The organism is Arthrobacter celericrescens, from assembly GCF_003614925.1.
Taxonomy (GTDB): domain Bacteria; phylum Actinomycetota; class Actinomycetes; order Actinomycetales; family Micrococcaceae; genus Arthrobacter; species Arthrobacter celericrescens.
This window is the reverse complement of the sequence record NZ_QYLP01000014.1, coordinates 1-15958: the sequence shown is the minus strand read 5'-3', so window position 1 is coordinate 15958 and position 15958 is coordinate 1. Positions and strand designations below refer to the sequence as shown.

The 15958-nt window shown below is 68.0% G+C and carries 13 protein-coding genes and 1 rRNA gene; 3 read left to right on the top strand and 11 right to left on the bottom strand.

Features of this window, described 5'->3' with window-relative positions:
• Positions 1–70: 70 nt before the first annotated feature.
• The 5 genes from D3654_RS01715 to D3654_RS01695 form a co-directional block, all read right to left on the bottom strand.
• Positions 71–478 carry a tautomerase family protein gene (locus D3654_RS01715; protein ID WP_120519812.1) on the bottom strand — a complete coding sequence of 136 codons (408 nt, stop codon included), beginning with the start codon at positions 476–478 and terminating at the stop codon, positions 71–73.
• Positions 479–505: 27 nt separating this feature from the next.
• Positions 506–949 carry a CBU_0592 family membrane protein gene (locus D3654_RS01710; RefSeq protein ID WP_120519811.1) on the bottom strand — a complete coding sequence of 148 codons (444 nt, stop codon included), beginning with the start codon at positions 947–949 and terminating at the stop codon, positions 506–508.
• 214 nt (positions 950–1163) lie between these two features.
• Positions 1164–1994: a sugar phosphate isomerase/epimerase family protein gene (locus D3654_RS01705; protein WP_120519810.1), complete on the bottom strand. Its 831-nt coding sequence runs from the start codon at positions 1992–1994 to the stop codon at positions 1164–1166.
• On the bottom strand, positions 1991–3217 hold the full coding sequence (locus tag D3654_RS01700; protein ID WP_120519809.1) for a dihydrodipicolinate synthase family protein: 1227 nt from the start codon (positions 3215–3217) through the stop codon (positions 1991–1993). Before D3654_RS01700 ends, D3654_RS01705 begins: the two co-directional genes overlap by 4 nt.
• The gene (locus D3654_RS01695; protein ID WP_120519808.1) at positions 3217–4386 is read right to left on the bottom strand and encodes a Gfo/Idh/MocA family protein; all 1170 of its coding nucleotides are present in this window, start codon (positions 4384–4386) and stop codon (positions 3217–3219) included. The genes D3654_RS01700 and D3654_RS01695 overlap by 1 nt, the downstream gene beginning before the upstream one ends.
• A gap of 156 nt (positions 4387–4542) precedes the next feature.
• Here D3654_RS01695 and D3654_RS01690 point away from each other — a divergent pair, with 156 nt between their 5' ends.
• On the top strand, positions 4543–5592 hold the full coding sequence (locus D3654_RS01690) for a LacI family DNA-binding transcriptional regulator (RefSeq protein WP_120519807.1): 1050 nt from the start codon (positions 4543–4545) through the stop codon (positions 5590–5592).
• Here the strand turns inward: D3654_RS01690 and D3654_RS01685 are convergent.
• On the bottom strand, positions 5589–6371 hold the full coding sequence (locus D3654_RS01685) for a sugar phosphate isomerase/epimerase family protein (protein ID WP_120519806.1): 783 nt from the start codon (positions 6369–6371) through the stop codon (positions 5589–5591). The genes D3654_RS01690 and D3654_RS01685 overlap by 4 nt on opposite strands.
• A 128-nt stretch (positions 6372–6499) precedes the next feature.
• On the opposite strand from D3654_RS01685, the gene D3654_RS01680 reads away from it, so the two are divergent.
• The gene (locus D3654_RS01680; protein WP_205571703.1) at positions 6500–8233 is read left to right on the top strand and encodes a helicase HerA-like domain-containing protein; all 1734 of its coding nucleotides are present in this window, start codon (positions 6500–6502) and stop codon (positions 8231–8233) included.
• Positions 8234–8425: 192 nt separating this feature from the next.
• On the top strand, positions 8426–9454 hold the full coding sequence (locus tag D3654_RS01675) for a hypothetical protein (RefSeq protein ID WP_120519804.1): 1029 nt from the start codon (positions 8426–8428) through the stop codon (positions 9452–9454).
• Positions 9455–9662: 208 nt separating this feature from the next.
• Here the strand turns inward: D3654_RS01675 and D3654_RS01670 are convergent, their stop codons facing one another.
• From D3654_RS01670 to rrf, 5 genes are all read right to left on the bottom strand, one after another.
• Entirely contained in the window at positions 9663–10502 is an 840-nt protein-coding gene (locus tag D3654_RS01670; protein ID WP_120519803.1) for a DUF559 domain-containing protein, read from the bottom strand.
• A 203-nt stretch (positions 10503–10705) separates the two neighbouring features.
• Positions 10706–12709 (bottom strand): NHL domain-containing thioredoxin family protein, encoded by a 2004-nt coding sequence (locus D3654_RS01665; protein WP_120519802.1) that lies wholly within the window; start codon positions 12707–12709, stop codon positions 10706–10708.
• Entirely contained in the window at positions 12709–14889 is a 2181-nt protein-coding gene (locus D3654_RS01660) for a bifunctional copper resistance protein CopD/cytochrome c oxidase assembly protein (protein WP_120519801.1), read from the bottom strand. The genes D3654_RS01665 and D3654_RS01660 overlap by 1 nt, the downstream gene beginning before the upstream one ends.
• Positions 14890–15007: 118 nt before the next feature.
• Positions 15008–15292: an HU family DNA-binding protein gene (locus D3654_RS01655; RefSeq protein WP_070350644.1), complete on the bottom strand. Its 285-nt coding sequence runs from the start codon at positions 15290–15292 to the stop codon at positions 15008–15010.
• 415 nt (positions 15293–15707) lie between these two features.
• Positions 15708–15824, bottom strand: a 5S ribosomal RNA gene (gene rrf, locus D3654_RS01650).
• Between the last annotated feature and the right edge of the window lie 134 nt (positions 15825–15958).

Below are 15958 nucleotides of genomic sequence, written 5' to 3'. Positions count from 1 at the left end.
TGATCCAGCAGAATGTGCGGCGGACGCCGTCGGGCAAGCCGCAGAGCGAGCGTCGGGAGGACCCTGCGCCCTAGGTGCGTACCTTGTCGTCGGGATTCACTCGGTAGTCGAGGGTCAGTTCGTCCCCGGGCAGGCCCCGGATGCCCCAGTCGTGGCGCGGGGTTTCGATGAGCATGATTTCAAGGTCGTTGGCCGCGATGCCCAGTGCCGTTTCGAAACCCTCGAAGAGCGCCCGGTAGAAGCGCTTCTTCGTTTCTACCGCGCGACCTTCGAAGAGGATGCCCTCGATGATTGTGTAACTGCCGCTCCGGGAATTCGGGTAGATGAAGGATTCCGCGTCGAGGGGAATGAAGCGGTGGAAGCGCTTGTCCGCGGGCAAGCCGAGCACGCTCACGGACGCCTCGTGCAGTAGATCGGAAATCTGCTGCCGTTTTCCCGCCAGCGATTCAACGTTCCCATAGATCTTGAATTGAGCCACGGGATAAGTGTGCCAAAGGTGGTGGAATCAGCACTCGCAGGCAGGCACCAGCGGCACCGAGGCGGTGACGACCGGTACGGGGTGCGCCGGGGCCGCCTGCACCGGCGCCTGCACCACCGGAATCGAGGCGGTCACCACCGGTACGGGGTGCGCCGGGGCCATCTGCGCCGCGGTTTCCACCGGCGCAGTGGCCGGGGCTTCGGGAGCCTGGGCTGCCCGGGACGCGGCGCGCTGCATCCGGACCAGCGCCACCGCCGAGATTACGAACCAGGCGACGTTGGTCACCACGGACGGCCACGCCCCGTAGTAGGAACCGTTGATGATGAAGGCGACGGAACCAACGAGGTTCGCCGCTTGGAAACGCCGGCCGGCCCGCAGCCAGCCCATGGAAACGGAAAGGTAGGACGCCAGGATCGCAACTGCGCCGCCCCAACCTGCGATGTCCAACCACAGTCCCACAATGTTGTCCATTTCCGGCGCAGGATCCGCTCCCTTGCCCGACACCACTTCCCCAGAGACGGAAGTGCGACACCGATAAGAAACGTTCGAAAATTGAACGCGAGAAACGTTCGAGAAATGAACGCTACGAACAATGCTGAAGGCTCGCCCTAGCACCCGTCAAGACGACGGCAAGAGGCATTAATCACACGGTGCCGCGCCCCCGGAAACGAGGCCAAAAAAGGGCTCACGCGTGCGGCAGGACCAGCTTCGCGTAACGCTCCTTCATGGTGGCCAGCACCGCGTCTCCGTCGGCGTCCCAGATGTCCTGGTTGAAGATTTCCACCTCGATGTCGCCCGTGTATCCGGCGTCCCGCACCCAGCCGCCGATCGTGGCGAAGTCGATCACGCCGTCGCCCATCATGCCGCGGGACAGCAGCGCGTCCGCCGCGATCGGCAGGTTGAAATCGCACACCTGGTACGAAGCGATCCGCTGCTCCCGCCCGGCCCGTTCGATCTGCGACTTCAGCTCCGGGTCCCACCACACGTGGAAAGTGTCGACGGCGACCCCGACGGCGTCCGCGGAGTACGGTGCCGCGAGGTCCAGCGCCTGCCCGAGCGTGGAGATCAGCGCCCGGTCCGCGGCGTACATCGGGTGCAGCGGTTCGAGGACCAGCCGTACCCCGTGCTCGACGGCGAACGGCACCAGTTCCCCAAGCCGGTCCGCCACCCGCTGCCGGGCCGCCACCACGTCCTTCTCGCCGGGGGCCAGGCCGCCGACGACGAGGAACAGTTCGCGCGTGTCCAGTGCCACCGCTTCGAGGACGGCATCGCGGTTGTCGGCGAGCGCCGCCGCCTGCCCTTCGGCGTCGGCCGCGGTGAGGAAGCCGCCGCGGCACAGCGAGGAGACCCGCAGCCCGGCGTCCTTAATGAGCCGGGCCGCCTCGTCCAGGCCGGCCTCGTGGACACGGTCCCGCCAGGGCCCGATGGCCGGGATGCCCGCCCGGACACAGCCGTCCACGGCCTCGGCGAGGGTCCATTTCTTGGTGGTCGCGGTGTTGAGGGAAAGCCTGTTCATGCGCCCACCCCGTTGATCCGCAGGAAGTCGGACATTCGGAGGGAGGCGAGCGCCGGGTCGCGCAGCAGTCCCGACTGGTCCGCCAGTTCGAAGGTGCGGGCCAGATGGACCACGGACCGGCCCGAGTGCAGGCCGCCCACCATCTGGAAACCGGCCTGCTTGCCGTTGAGCCAGGACAGGAAGGCGATGCCGGTCTTGTAGTAGAAGGTCGGCGCGCTGAAGATGTGCTTACCGAGCTCCCTCGTCGAATCCAGGATGGCGCGCGCTTCCGCGGCGTCGCCGGCGTCGTACTTCTGCAGGGCCACCGAGGCGGCCGGGTAGATGGCCGCGAAGATGCCCAGCAGCGCGTCCGAGTGGTGCGTGCCGTCGCCGTCGATCAGTTCCGGGTAGTTGAAGTCGTCGCCGGTGTAGAGCCTGACGCCGGCCGGCAGCTGGGCGCGCAGCGCCACCTCGTGCGCGGCGTCCAGGAGCGAGACCTTTACGCCATCCACCTTGTCCGCATGCTCGCGGATGAGGGTGAGGAACGTTTCGGTCGCCTGCGCGACGTCGTCGGAACCCCAGTAGCCAGCCAGCGCGGGATCGAACATAGTGCCCAGCCAGTGCAGGATCACGGGTTGGTCCACTTCCCGCAGCAGCGTGGAATAGACGTGCAGGTAGTCCTCCGGACCGCTCGCCACACGGGCGAGGGCACGCGAGGCCATGAGGATCACCTTGGGCCCGGCTTCGCTGACGACGGCGATCTGCTCGCGGTACGCCTCAAGCACGGCGTTGAGTCCGGCCGGGCCGGACGGAAGGCTGGACATGTCCAGTTGGTCGGTCCCGGCGCCGCAGGCGACGAGGTCGCGGACGGACTTGCCCGCCGTCGCGCCCTGGCCCGAAGCATTCCCGGCCGCCACCACCGAGGCGGCCTCGGCGCCGGAACGCTTGATCAGCTGCTGGGTCGCCGCCCAGTCCAGCCCCATGCCGCGCTGTGCGGTGTCCATCGCGTCGGCCACGCCCAGGCCGTAGGACCAGAGCTCGTGCCGGTAGGCCAGGGTGGCGTCCCAGTTGAGCCGTGCCGGGGCGCCGGGGGTGTTGTCGGCGGTGGCTTCGGGGATCACGTGCGCCGCGGCGTAGGCGCGCCGGGACGTCAAAGGCGCGGACGGCCTGGCCCACGACGTCGCGGGGCGGACCGTGTATCGGCGGGTGCCGCCGTCGGCGTCGGGAAGAATCAAGGACGTCATCAGAGCACGATCTCCGGGATGTCCACGGTGCGGCGTTCGTCATTGGACTGCAGGCCGAGTTCGGCCAGCTGCACGCCGCGGGCGGCGGAGAGCAGGCCGAAGTGGTGCTCGCGGCCGGCGACGACGTCGCGCAGGAATTCCTCCCACTGCAGCTTGAAGCCGTTGTCCAGCTCGGTGTTGGCCGGGACGTCCTGCCACTGGTCGCGGAAGGATTCGGTGACGGGCAGGTCCGGGTTCCAGACCGGCTTGGGGGTGTGGGCGCGCTGCTGCGCAACGCACTTGTTCAAACCGGCGACGGCGGAACCGTGCGTGCCGTCCACTTGGAACTCCACCAGTTCGTCGCGGTAGACGCGCACGGCCCAGGAGGAGTTGATCTGGCCGACGACGGCGTCCCCGCCCGGGGTTTCGAGTTCGAAGATGCCGTAGGAGGCGTCGTCCGCCGTGGCCTGGTATTCCTTGCCGGCCTCGTCCCAGCGGACCGGGATGTGGGTGGCGGTCTTGGCGTTGACGCTCCGGACCTTGCCGATGATGCCTTCCAGGACGTAGTTCCAGTGGCAGAACATGTCCGTGGTCATGCCGCCGCCGTCTTCCTTGCGGTAGTTCCAGGACGGGCGCTGGGCTGCCTGCACGTCGCCTTCGAAGACCCAGTAGCCGAACTCGCCGCGGATGGAGAGGATGCGGCCGAAGAAGCCTTCGTCCACCAGGCGGCGCAGCTTCACGAGGCCGGGCAGGTAGAGCTTGTCGTGCACGACGCCGGCGGTGACTCCGGCCTGCTTGCCGATCCGCGCAAGCTCGATCGCTTCCTCGAGGGTTTCCGCGGTGGGCTTCTCGGTGAAGATGTGCTTGCCGGCCTGCATGGCCTTCTTCAGGGTGGCCGCGCGCAGGCTGGTCATGGAGGCGTCGAAGATGATGTCCACGGAGGGGTCGTTGATCACGGAATCCAGGTCCGTGGTCCACTCGGCGATCTTGTGCTTCTCGGCAAGCTCGCGGATCTTGGCCTCGTTGCGGCCCACCAGGATGGGCTCCACCTGAATGCGGGTTCCGTCCTCGAGGGTGAAGCCGCCGGCGTCGCGGATCGGCAGGATCGAGCGCAGCAGGTGCTGGCGGTAGCCCATGCGGCCGGTGATGCCGTTCATGGCGATCCGGATGGTCCTTGTTTCGAAACCCATGTGTCCTCCAAAAGTTCTCGGGATTAGTTGGAAAGCGCATTCCCACTTGCTCCAGTGTGCATGCGGCAAGCGTTATTGGCAAGCGCTTTCCCGGGTGAGGCCGAAAGCTGCCATAATGGGCGGAGATCCCCTGCGACCCCCGAGCAAAGGAATTCCGTGGCCGCAAGCACCCTGGCCGAAGTGGCAAAACTCGCCGGCGTCTCTCCCGCCACGGCCTCGCGGGTCCTCAACGGCTCGGCCCGGACGCCCGGTGCGGGCATCGCCGAACGCGTGCGCCAGGCCGCCGAATCCCTCGGCTATGTGGCCAACGCCCAGGCCCAGGCTCTCGCGAAATCAAGCACCGGACTCATCGGCCTGATCGTCCACGACATCGCCGATCCCTACTTCTCCGCGCTCGCCCAGGGCGTCCAGGTCGCGGCCCGCCAGGAACGGCGCATGGTGCTGCTGGCCACCACGGACGGCACTCCCGCCGGCGAGAAGGAGGCCGCCGCCGCATTCGCCGCCCGGCGCGCGGACGCGATCGTGATCGCCGGCTCCCGCTCAACCCGCGCGGAAGACTCCGCCGCCAACGGCGAACTCGCCGCGGAGCTCGAACGCTACTGCCGCAACGGCGGCCGGCTCGGCGTCGTCGGGCAGGGAATCATCGGCCTGCCGGAGACGGCCGGCTACCGCACGTTGCCGGTGCCGAACGAGGACCTGGCCTGCGGACTGGCGGCGGAACTTGCCGCCACGCACGAGGGTCCGTTCGTGATCGTGGCCGGCCCGGACGGCCTGGCCACCTCCGACGAGCGGGTCCGAGGATTCCAGCGCGGCCTGGCGGAGGCGGGGCGGGAATCGACGGAGGTGCTGCACACGGCCTTCAGCCGCAACGGCGGGTTCGACGCCGGAACGCAGCTGGCCGGGCGCCTTGCAGACCGGGCCACCCGGCCGTGTATCTTCGCCGGCAACGACGTCATGGCGATCGGGATCGTCGCGGCACTGCGGGAGCACGGCCTGTCGGTCCCCGAAGACGCCGCACTGGCCGGCTTCGACGACATCGAATGGCTCCGGGACTTCCGCCCCGAACTGTCCACGGTGGGGCTGCCCCTGGAGGAAATCGGCAGGCAGGTGACGCTCGGAGCGCTGGCCGACCGGCCTGCGGAAGAACCCGCTGCCACCGACATCACCGGCACCGTGCGCCTGCGCCGGAGCACCGAAGGCGCCTAAACGGCGTCGATCCAACCCCGCAGCGCCGCCGCGTCGGCACGGAGGTTCTCCGGGCTGTCGTCCGCGACGAATTCGAGCATCACATCGAGGTCCCGGCCGCTGCTGCGCGCAATCGCGAGCGCCTCGCGCCACAGCCCCTCGCGGGCGTCGAGCGGGAGCCGCTCGGCCTGCGGCCACCAGGAGAAGCAGTGGATGCCCATCAGCTGACCGAGCAGGCTCCGGAGGGCGTCCAGCGCCTCTGCATCTGAAACGCCGACGGCGGGTTGCCAGTAGGTGCCGACGTTCGGCCGGGCCACCCGGTCCAGAAGCTCCAGGGTCCCCTCGACCGTCGCGGTCAGCGAGTGGTTGTGGAACTCGAAGGCGAGCTCGACGCCTTGGGCGGCCGCGAGTGCGGCGATCCGCCGGGTGTCCTCCACCACCGCATCCCAGGTTCCGGCGTCGGCCTCGTGCGGCTCCAGGCTCCCCGCCCAAATCCGCACCCGGCGGGCGCCGAGCCCGGCGGCGAGCGCCAGGGCGGGCTCGAATTCCCCGAAGATGCCGGCGCGGTAGTAGGACCCCAGGGAGAAGACGCGGAGGCCGGCGTCGGCGCAGGCCTTCCGTGCCCGGGCGGCGGCATCGGCATCCGGGACGTGCACGTCACTGCCCCATTCGATGCCGGCCAGCCCGGCCTCTGCGGCGAGGGCCGCCACGTCCTCCACGCTGTGCGAACGGAGCGTCACCGAGCACAGGCCCGGGGTCAAGGTGCCGTTCGGGGTGCCGTTCGGGGTGTCGGGGGCCATGGCTCATCTCGCAGTCTGTCCGGCGTCGGGAAGTCTGCCCCCACGCTATCTGGAATGCGCTTTCCAAGCAATCCGGACCTTCCGAACAATCCCGCCCTTCCGGGCTGCCCCGGGGCTAAGCTGTGCGCATGGCCAACAAAACCGCTGCAGAGAAGCTCGCCACCATCCAGCAGGGCTACACCCTCGAAGCCGCCACCATCGAACTCGGGGCTGCGATTGTGGACGGCGAAGTCCACAAGGAAGCACAGGTCCGCCTCCCGCTGTCCATGATGAACCGGCACGGCCTGGTGGCCGGCGCGACGGGCACCGGCAAGACGGTCACCCTGCACATGATCGCCGAACAGCTCTCCACCGCCGGGGTGCCGGTGTTCCTCGCGGACATCAAGGGCGACCTCTCCGGACTGGCCACCGCGGCCACGGGCAGCGAGAAGCTCACAGCCCGCACAGCGAACTTGGGCCAGGAATGGTCAGGCAGGAACTTCCCCGTGGAATTCCTGGCCCTCGGCGGGGACGGCAACGGCATCCCGGTCCGGGCCACCGTCACGTCCTTCGGCCCCATCCTGCTGTCCCGGATCATGGAGCTCAACGACACCCAGGAATCCAGCCTGCAGCTCATCTTCCATTTCGCGGACCAGAAAAACCTGGAGCTGCTCGACCTCAAGGACCTGCGCTCGGTCATCCAGTTCCTCACCTCGGATGAAGGCAAGGCCGAACTCGAGAACCTGGGCGGGCTCTCCAAGGCCACCGCCGGCGTCATCCTGCGCGAACTGGTGGGCCTGGAGGCGCAGGGTCTGGAGAAGTTCTTCGGCGAGCCCGAATTCGATACCGCCGAGCTCCTGCGCACCGCCCCGGACGGCCGCGGCGTCATCAGCTGCCTGGAACTGCCCACGCTGCAGACCAAGCCGATGCTGTTCTCCACCTTCCTGATGTGGCTGCTCGCCGACCTGTTCGAGGAGCTTCCCGAAGCCGGCGACCTCGACAAGCCCAAGCTCGTCTTCTTCCTCGATGAGGCCCACCTGCTGTTCAACGGCGCGTCCAAGGCCTTCCTCGAAGCCATCACCACCACGGTCCGGCTCATCCGGTCCAAGGGCGTGGGCATCTTCTTCGTTACGCAGACCCCGAAGGACGTGCCGGCGGACGTCCTGGGCCAGCTGGCCAACCGCATCCAGCACGCCCTGCGCGCCTTCACCCCGGAGGACGCCAAGGCCCTGAAGGCCACGGTTTCCACTTTTCCCGTGAGTGACTACGACCTCGAAGAGACCCTCACTTCGGCGGGCATCGGCGAGGCCGTCATCACCGTGATGAACGAACGGGGCGCGCCCACCCCGGTGGCGCTGACCAGGCTGCGTGCCCCCGAATCGGTCATGGGCCCCAGCGCCGAAGACCTCGTCCGCAGCACCGTGGCGTCGTCGTCCCTGCTGGTCAAGTACGGCACGGCCGTGGACAACCTCTCCGCCTACGAGAAACTGAGCGGCCGCGCGGCTGCCCCCACCGGCGACGCCGCACCCGGGCAGCCTCCCGTTCCCGCCAGCAGCAACCCCAACGTCATCGACGCCGAGGCTCGCCGCATCGAGGAGGAAATCCTGGGCCGCCCCAGCAGCCGCCCCGCCCCGCAGGCTCCAGCGGGATTCCCGCAGGTTCCCCCGGCGGACTTCCCGCCGGCGCCCGTCCCGGAGCCACGGCGTTCCGGAACACGGAACTCCGGAGCGCAGGACGACGACGGCCAGCTGGGTGACCTGGCCGGCGTCCTGGGTGGCGCGCTGGGCGGCGGCCTGAAGAGCATGGCGCGCTCACTCGGAACGCAGTTGGGCCGCGAACTCATGCGGGGCATCTTCGGGACGTCCTCCCGCCGGAGGCGGTAAGCGGCAGTCCCGGGAGCTTCATATTAAGCGCGCGGTTACCCGGGCGACGGACGCCCGTTTCAAGCGCCGCCGGCCACCGCACTCCCCCGGCCCCGCCGCCCGCCGCCGGGGCATCAGCGGAAGGTTCCGGCCGCCGTCGGGGGCTGGATTTTCAGGGTTTTCCGGGCCGCGGAACCCCCGCGATTCGCGGTTATGGGTGCCTTGGCAGGTAACGTAAGGGACGTGCAGCTCAGTCAAGCCTTCGTCAGGACCGCAGCCAAATGGCTGCTCGGTCTGATGCTTGCCGTCGCCGCATGCATCGTTGCAATCAACCTGGTCAGCAACACCGTGGCCAGTCCGCAGCAGCCCGTCCGCGACTATCTGGACGCCTTGAAAAGGGGCGACGGCGGTGCGGCGCTGGGCCTGCTGAAGGCCTCCGTCCCGGGCGGAAACGCGGCCATGCTGGACGGCACCGCCCTGCAGACGGCGGCCTCGAAGGTGTCAGACGTCCGGATCGGCGCTCCTGAATCCCGCGGCGGGAAGCGGGTCATGGTGCCGCTCGACTACACCATCGACGGCAACGAGCTGCACAGCGAGTTCCTGCTTGAGCGCACGGGCACTGAGTGGCTGTTCTTCGGCCACTGGGAGTTTGTGCCCTCGTCCCTGCCCACCATCGACGTCACCGTGGTGAACGCCAGCGAGGCCAACCTCAACGGCATCCCGGTGAACCTGCCCGATGGCCGCGGCAGCTTCTCGGTGTTCTACCCTGGCCAGTACGAGGCCAGCCTCAGCGAACAATTCTTCACCGCCATCCCGGTCCACACGGCGGTGACGAGCAACGATTCCGGCCAGACCCCGCTGAACCTGCTGACCCGGACCACCGACAGCATGAACCGGGCCGTGGCCGCAAAGATCAAGCAGTACCTGGACAACTGCGCCGAGGAAGCCACGAAGCAGCAGCGCCTGCAGCCGGACTGCCCGTTCTACCACGTGACCAACAGCCCAATCGAGCCGGGCACCATCAAGTGGCGGATCACCCAGTACCCGAAGATCAGCATCGAACCGTTCGCGGGAGGCTGGGCTGTGGCGCCCCTCAACGGCAAGGCACGGGTGACCGCGAAGCAGATCGACCTGTTCACGGGCCAGGTCAGCAACCTCAACGAGGTCCTGGACTTCAGCTTCACCACCCGGCTGAACATCGGCGAGAACAGCATCGCGGTGGTCCCGCAGGTGAGCTACTGAGCTTGGCGGGCTGACGGCCCGGCGGCAGGAGCCCGACGGCGTCACGCCCGACAGGTGGAGCCCGGCGGCGTCACGCGGCGCAGGTGGAGCCCGGCGGCGTCACGCGGCGCAGGTTTTCAGGTCTCCTCCAGCCAGCGACCCCTTTGGTTGCGGGAACCGTCTTCGCTTCTGCGCGGCAAAAGCTGCACGACGTGACGCGACACAGGCGTCACGCGGCCCGGCCGCCCCAGGTTTTCCTGCCCCGGGCAAGCACCGACAGCACCTGCGCCACCATCTTCCCTGGTGAATACACGACGTCGGCATAGTAGTAATGCAGCACGACGTAGCCTTGCTCGATTGAAATGTTGCTGCGCCGGTGGTCCTTCTTCACCTGGGACCATTCCGCATGGTGGCGCCCATCAATCTCAACAAGGAGCCAGCCTTCCAGCAACAGGTCGAAATGCCCCGCCTCATGGACGTGGAACTGCGCCTCGACGTGGATCCCTGCCATCCGGAAATAGGTACGGGCCAGGACTTCAGTCAGCGATTCGGCTCCGGAGCCCACCCACCGGAGTACGTCCCGTGCCTTACCGTTGCGGTTGCCGGGCAGGCGTTCCTCGAGGAATCCGATGGTCATGTCACCCCTGCCCACTGCGCATTCGACCATCACCAAGGCTTCCTGCCAGGGCAGGCACCGCAGCGCGTGGACCAAGACATCTGCCAGCGCTACTACGGGCTGGTACGGATGCGGTGGCAGCAGGAGGGGCCCGTGATGGACAACGGCTCCGTCATCTCCTGCCCGGACGTGATGCACGTGGCGAACCGTCGGCTCATGCAGCAGCCAGAGCCCGTAAAAGGGGGCAGCGCTGGCACAGCTCAGCAGCTGGCGCTTCACAATAAGGTCCACTCGCTCCGCCAGGGCCTCCGGCAGCGAGTAGACACCCTTTGCCGGCTGCAGAACGCCCCGGCGGACCGCCCGGCGCAGCTGTGCATCGCTGACGCCAAGACTCCGGAGGACGGGTCTCCGGGCCACGCCTCCGCACAGCTTCAGGGCTCTGACAACATCCACTCACCCATGGTCACGGGAATTCCAAGCCTCCGGGGCGGCGGAACGGGCCTATGTGGATAACGCCTCTGAAAACAACAAAGCGTCACGCCAGTCAGGTTTTCACCCGGTCCCGATCAGCGGAACCCCGGATATCCGGGGAATCCACCCGGAACTCCAGTGCAAAACCTGTCTGGCGTGACGCCTAGTCACTCAAACCGAGCCGATCAGTCCATTCCGCGCAGGTCCAGCACCAGTTCGCTGTCGCCGTCGGCCTGCAGGACCACCGGGATGCCCCAGTCCTGCTGGTACAGGTGGCAGGCGGCATGGTCCGGAATCTCGCCGTCCTCGGTCTCGGGGCCGTCGCAGGCAGCGGCGCGGGCCGTGATGTGCAGGACGCCCTCGGCCACCTCGGAGGACAGCTCCAGCGTGCGCAGCAGCCCCACGGAGGTGCCGCCGCCGGACACCAGCAGCTCCGGCGGGGTGGAGGAGATCTTCAGCTGTGTGGGATCGCCCCAGCGGTCATCCAGTTTCTGGCCGGTGGGCGCGGTGAAGCGCACCGTGAGCTCGAGGGTGCCGGGAGCCACGGGGCTCTTGGGCCGGTGGGTCTGCGAGGCACCCTCGTCCACCTGCTGGGCTTCCTTGGGGATCGGGACCAGGACCAGCTGGTGCTTGTTGGACTCCACCACCACCAGGAGCGGCTCGGCGCCGTCGGGGTGGACCACGACGACGTCGCTAGGCTCGGCGAGGCCGCGCGCCAGGGTGGACACGGACTTCGCCGCGGGGTCGTAGCGGCGCACGGCACCGTTGTAGGTGTCGGCGACGGCCACGGAACCGTCGGGCAGCACGGTGACGCCCAGCGGGTGCTGGAGGCGGGCCTCGGCGGCCTCGCCGTCACGGAAGCCGAAGTCGAACAGGCCCTTGCCCACCGCGGATTCCACGGTCACGCCGGATTCACCCAGCACCAGCCGGCGCAGGGCGGAGGTTTCGGAGTCGGCCACCCAGATGTCCCCGGCGGCGTCGATGGCCACGCCGGACGGCTGCGCGAACCAGGCTTCCTCGGCAGGACCGTCCAGGAGCCCTTCCAGGCCCGAGCCGGCCAGGATGGAGACCTCACCGGACACAGGCTCGAAGGCGAAGATCTGGTGGGTGCCGGCCATGGCGATGACCACGCGCTGCAGCTTGTCGCTCCACACCAGGTCCCACGGGGAGGACAGCGAAACCCCGGCCCCGAGGCCAAGCACGCCCACGTCCACGGCATCGCCGGCGAAGTCGGCAGGACCTTCGTGGTGCGCGGAACCCGCGGAGCCCGCGGAAGCAGCCGGAGTAGCCCATTCGGCGGCGCCGGTCGCGCTCACACGCGCAGGACCGGCGTCGAGCAACCGCTGGATGCCGTTGCCGGCCACGGTCTGCACGTATCCGGAGCTCAGCGTGACGCCGCGGAGTCGGTGGTTCACGGTGTCGGCCACAACGGCGTCGTATCCCACCTTCCAGGCGAGCTCGGACGGCAGCACGGCCACGCCCTGCGGCTCGTTGAACTGCGCCACCTCGGCTTGGCCGTCCAGGTACCCCTTGGTGCCGGAGCCGATCACGCGCTCCACGGTCTCCAGGTCCGGGCGCAGTTCCACCAGGCGGTGGTGGCCGGAGTCGACCACCAGGTAGTTGCCGTTCTCCAGTGCCGTGGCCTTGCCCGGAAAGCGCAGGGTGCCCGACGTCGGGACCGGCGCCACATAGGGGCCGTCGCCGCGGTGCAGGGTGCCCTTGGCCTCGTGCTCGGCGACGAGTTCCTCCAGCAGGACCGCGAGGCCGCCGGAGTGCCCTTCACCGGACAGGTGCGCCACGATGTAGCCCTCGGGGTCCACGACCACCAGGGTGGGCCACGCACGCGCCGTGTACGCCTTCCAGGTCGCAAGCTCCGGGTCGTCCAACACGGGGTGGTGGATTTCGTAGCGTTCCACGGCAGCGGCAAGGGCCACAGGATCGGCCTCGTGCTCGAATTTGGGCGAGTGCACGCCCACGGTCACCAGCACGTCCGAGTACTTCTCTTCGAGCGGGCGCAGTTCGTCCAACACGTGCAAGCAGTTGATGCAGCAGAACGTCCAGAAGTCCAGGAGCACGATCTTGCCGCGCAGGGCTTCCAGGTCCAGGTTCTTGCCGCCGGTGTTGAGCCAGCCGCGGCCCACCAGTTCGGAGGCCCGGACCCGCAGTTGGGTGCGTACGGTTTCGCTCATCAGCGTCCTTCCAGCTTCGTGTGGGAGTCGGCCTGCTTGGCGGGCCGGTGTCCAGGGTTGTCTTGTTCAAGCTTGGCGTCGCGGTCCGCGAGCCGGGCAAACATGTCGTTGTAAGCGTTGAGCTCGGCGTCATTATTCCGCTCGGCCGCGCGGTCCTTCCGCCGGGTCTCCCGTTCGTCGGAACGGGACCACATGATCGCGACGCCGATCGCCACCAGGAGCGTGGGCACTTCGCCGATTCCCCACGCCACGGCGCCGCCGAGCTGCTGGTCTGCGAGGGCCGAGCCGCCCCAGGTGCGGCCGAGGTTGCCGAAGTAGTCGGCGGCGAGCAGGCCGGTGCCGCCCATGATGGACACGCCGAAGAAGGCGTGGAAGCCCATGGTGGCCAGGAGCAGCAGGAGCCGCAACGGATAAGGTGCCCGGCGCGGCAGGGGGTCCGTGCCGATCATTGTCAGCACGAAAATGTACCCCGTGAGCAGGAAGTGCAGGTTCATCAGTTCATGGCCGACGTGTTCGCGCATTGCCCAGCCGAAGGCGTCCGAGTGGTAGAACAGGACGATCGATCCGGCGAAGTTCGCTGCGGCAAACAGCGGGTGGGTCACCAGCTGGGAGAACTTCGAGTGGACGAACACCAGCAGCCACTCGCGCAGGCCCCGTGAGCCGTCGCCCCGGCTGCCTTCGCCGCGCACCGGGAGCGCACGCAGGGCCAGGGTCACGGGCGAGCCCAGCACCAGGAACAGCGGCGCCACCATGGTCAGGGCCATGTGGTCCACCATGTGCACGGAGAACAGCACCATGCCGTACACGGCCAGCGGTCCGGACGTGATGTACGTCAGCGCCGCCAGGCCCAGGAGCCACACGACGGTGCGCAGCCACGGCCAGGAGTCGCCGCGGCGGCGCAGCTTGGCGACGCCCAGCAGGTAGGCCACGGCGCCGAAGACCGCCACCGTCACCCAGATCCAGTCGAAGCGCCATTCGCTGAACATACGTTCCGGCGTCAGTTCCGGCGGCAGGTCATAGCCGGACAGGATGAACGACGGCGACGCGTCCGGCGCGTACGTGGTCGGCTCCGGCGGTGCCGAACGGCCCAGCGCGACGGCGAGTCCCGACGTCGCGCCCATCACCAGCAGTTCGACGAGGACGAGCTGCCATAGCACCCGCTTGGCGGACATCCCGCCGCGGCCAAGCTGCGGAATGACCCATTGCCGGTGCATGAAGCCGATGCCGCCCAGGAGCAGCGTGGCGAAGGCCTTGGCCAGGATCAGCTGTCCGTAGGACGAGCCGATGAGCTCCTGGAAGGTGGTCACCCGGATGCTCGCGTTTACGACGCCGGAGGCAAAGACCAGGAGGAAGGCGAACCCCGCCAAGCTGGAGAAGCGGCGGAGTGTCTGTTCGGTGGCGTCCTTGCCGCCGGAGACCTTGCCACCCAGGGTGCCGGAAAGCACCGCGAGCATGATGATGCCGCCCACCCAAGAGGAGACGCCCACCAGGTGCAGGCCGAGGGAGTTGATGGCGCCGCCGTGGTCGCTGGAGCTGGAGGAGTGTCCGATCAGTGCGGTCGGTACCAGGCCGCCGAGCGCCAGGACCAGCGTGCAGGCCAGTCCGGCCAGGGAACGGACGCCGAAGAGGATGGTGGTGACCACCGCGGCGATGATGGTGACCGCGAGCCAGGCCTTGCCGGTCTCGATGTCGGTCATGAAATAGACGAGGGAGCGCGTGAACTCAGCGTCGCCCGAAACGCCCTGGCCCGCGATGTCCGCGTAGCTGAACACCAGCACCGCGACGGCGGAGAGGGTCCAGACGGCGCCCGCGGCGGCCGCGACCGCCAGTGCCCGGGTGAAAGCCGGATGTTCCGGTGCGTCCTCGTCCTTGCCCCGGTGCCCGGGAAGGTGGCGCGGAAGGATTCCGACGGCGAAGATCAGCCCGCCCACCACGGTCGCCAGAGCGACGTTGTGGATGGCTTTGCTGACCGGCAGGCCCCAGCGGACCAGCGCCCCGGGATCGGAGACCTGGCGGGCCCCTGCTGCGCCCGAGAAGAGCAGTGCCCCTGCCAAACCAAGCAGGAGCACGGCAATGCCGGCCAGCTGCCACGGAAGCGGGATGCCGTTTGCCGTCCCTGCACCGGCCCCTGCCTTGGGAGCGGGCTGCGGGGCTGTGGAGGGGGTTCTTGCTTGGGGCACCTATCCATTGTCCGCCAACGCCGCCGAGGCCGCGAATCGGCCGATGGAGCCGCGCAGTTAAATGCAGAAGGCGGCAGGCCGTGAGCCTGCCGCCTTCCGGGGCGTTCGCCGAAGTGTCCTACTTCTTGGCGACAGCAGCCTTCAGCTTGGAACCGGCGGTCAGCTTGACGCTGTGGCCTGCTGCAATCTGGATGGTCTCGCCGGTCTGCGGGTTGCGGCCGGTGCGTGCGGCGCGGTCGGTGCGCTCGATGGCAAGCCAGCCCGGGATGGTGATCTTTTCGCCTGCGGCGACGGAAGCCTCGAAGACCTCGAAGAGGGCGTCGAGAACGCCGTTCACGGCAGCCTGGCTGGTGCCAGCCTTGCCAGCAACCTCTGCAACCAGTTCGCTACGGTTCTTAGCCATTGTTGTCCTCCTGGACTATACGAGTCTGGAGCTCACGCGCGGTCTGCGCACGAGCCACTGTTCGAAAACTTACCAGCTTGGGCCGACGCGGCCAGCAAATTCCGCGTGTTTCCGCGCTTTTTTGACCAAATTCACTGGATTTCCGGGGTTTTTGAGGAGTTCGGGGAGCTTGGCGAGGCTGCCGCAGCGGCCCGGGCGGCGGCTTGCGTGGCCGTCCGGCGGCAGTTAGCGGGAGTGCCCGACGGCCGTTAGCGGGAGTGCCCGACGGCGGCAGTGGGGGTTGCGCGCGCTGGCGTCGGTTGGGCTCGTGCCTGCTCGTCCAGCCGCCCAGCTGGTCCTGTTTGCCGGCTGGCTATATCGGTTAAATGCGGGAGGCCCCCGAACGGTGTGTTCGGGGGCCTCGACCTGAATGGTTGTCCGGCGGTGTCCTACTCTCCCACACCCTCCCGGGTGCAGTACCATCGGCGCTGTGGGTCTTAGCTTCCGGGTTCGGAATGGGACCGGGCGTTTCCCCCACGCTATGACCGCCGTAACCCTGTTACCCGGTCCGACCCCGTGCTTGTGGGGGTGGTGGGAAGTCTTGTGGTTACCAGGTGTTGCTGCTGGTGTTATTCGGTTGTGTTTTTGTGGTTTGTTCCTGGGTTGTTGTCCGGGAACCACATAGTG

What these genes read in the sequence shown, in the direction of transcription:
- D3654_RS01710 (WP_120519811.1), bottom strand. Translation starts at nt 949, where the DNA reads ATGGACAACATTGTGGGACTGTGGTTGGACATCGCAGGTTGGGGCGGC.
- D3654_RS01705 (WP_120519810.1), bottom strand. Translation starts at nt 1,994, where the DNA reads ATGAACAGGCTTTCCCTCAACACCGCGACCACCAAGAAATGGACCCTC.
- D3654_RS01700 (WP_120519809.1), bottom strand. Translation starts at nt 3,217, where the DNA reads ATGACGTCCTTGATTCTTCCCGACGCCGACGGCGGCACCCGCCGATAC.
- D3654_RS01695 (WP_120519808.1), bottom strand. Translation starts at nt 4,386, where the DNA reads ATGGGTTTCGAAACAAGGACCATCCGGATCGCCATGAACGGCATCACC.
- D3654_RS01685 (WP_120519806.1), bottom strand. Translation starts at nt 6,371, where the DNA reads ATGGCCCCCGACACCCCGAACGGCACCCCGAACGGCACCTTGACCCCG.
- D3654_RS01680 (WP_205571703.1), top strand. Translation starts at nt 6,500, where the DNA reads ATGGCCAACAAAACCGCTGCAGAGAAGCTCGCCACCATCCAGCAGGGC.
- D3654_RS01675 (WP_120519804.1), top strand. Translation starts at nt 8,426, where the DNA reads ATGGGTGCCTTGGCAGGTAACGTAAGGGACGTGCAGCTCAGTCAAGCC.
- D3654_RS01665 (WP_120519802.1), bottom strand. Translation starts at nt 12,709, where the DNA reads ATGAGCGAAACCGTACGCACCCAACTGCGGGTCCGGGCCTCCGAACTG.
- D3654_RS01655 (WP_070350644.1), bottom strand. Translation starts at nt 15,292, where the DNA reads ATGGCTAAGAACCGTAGCGAACTGGTTGCAGAGGTTGCTGGCAAGGCT.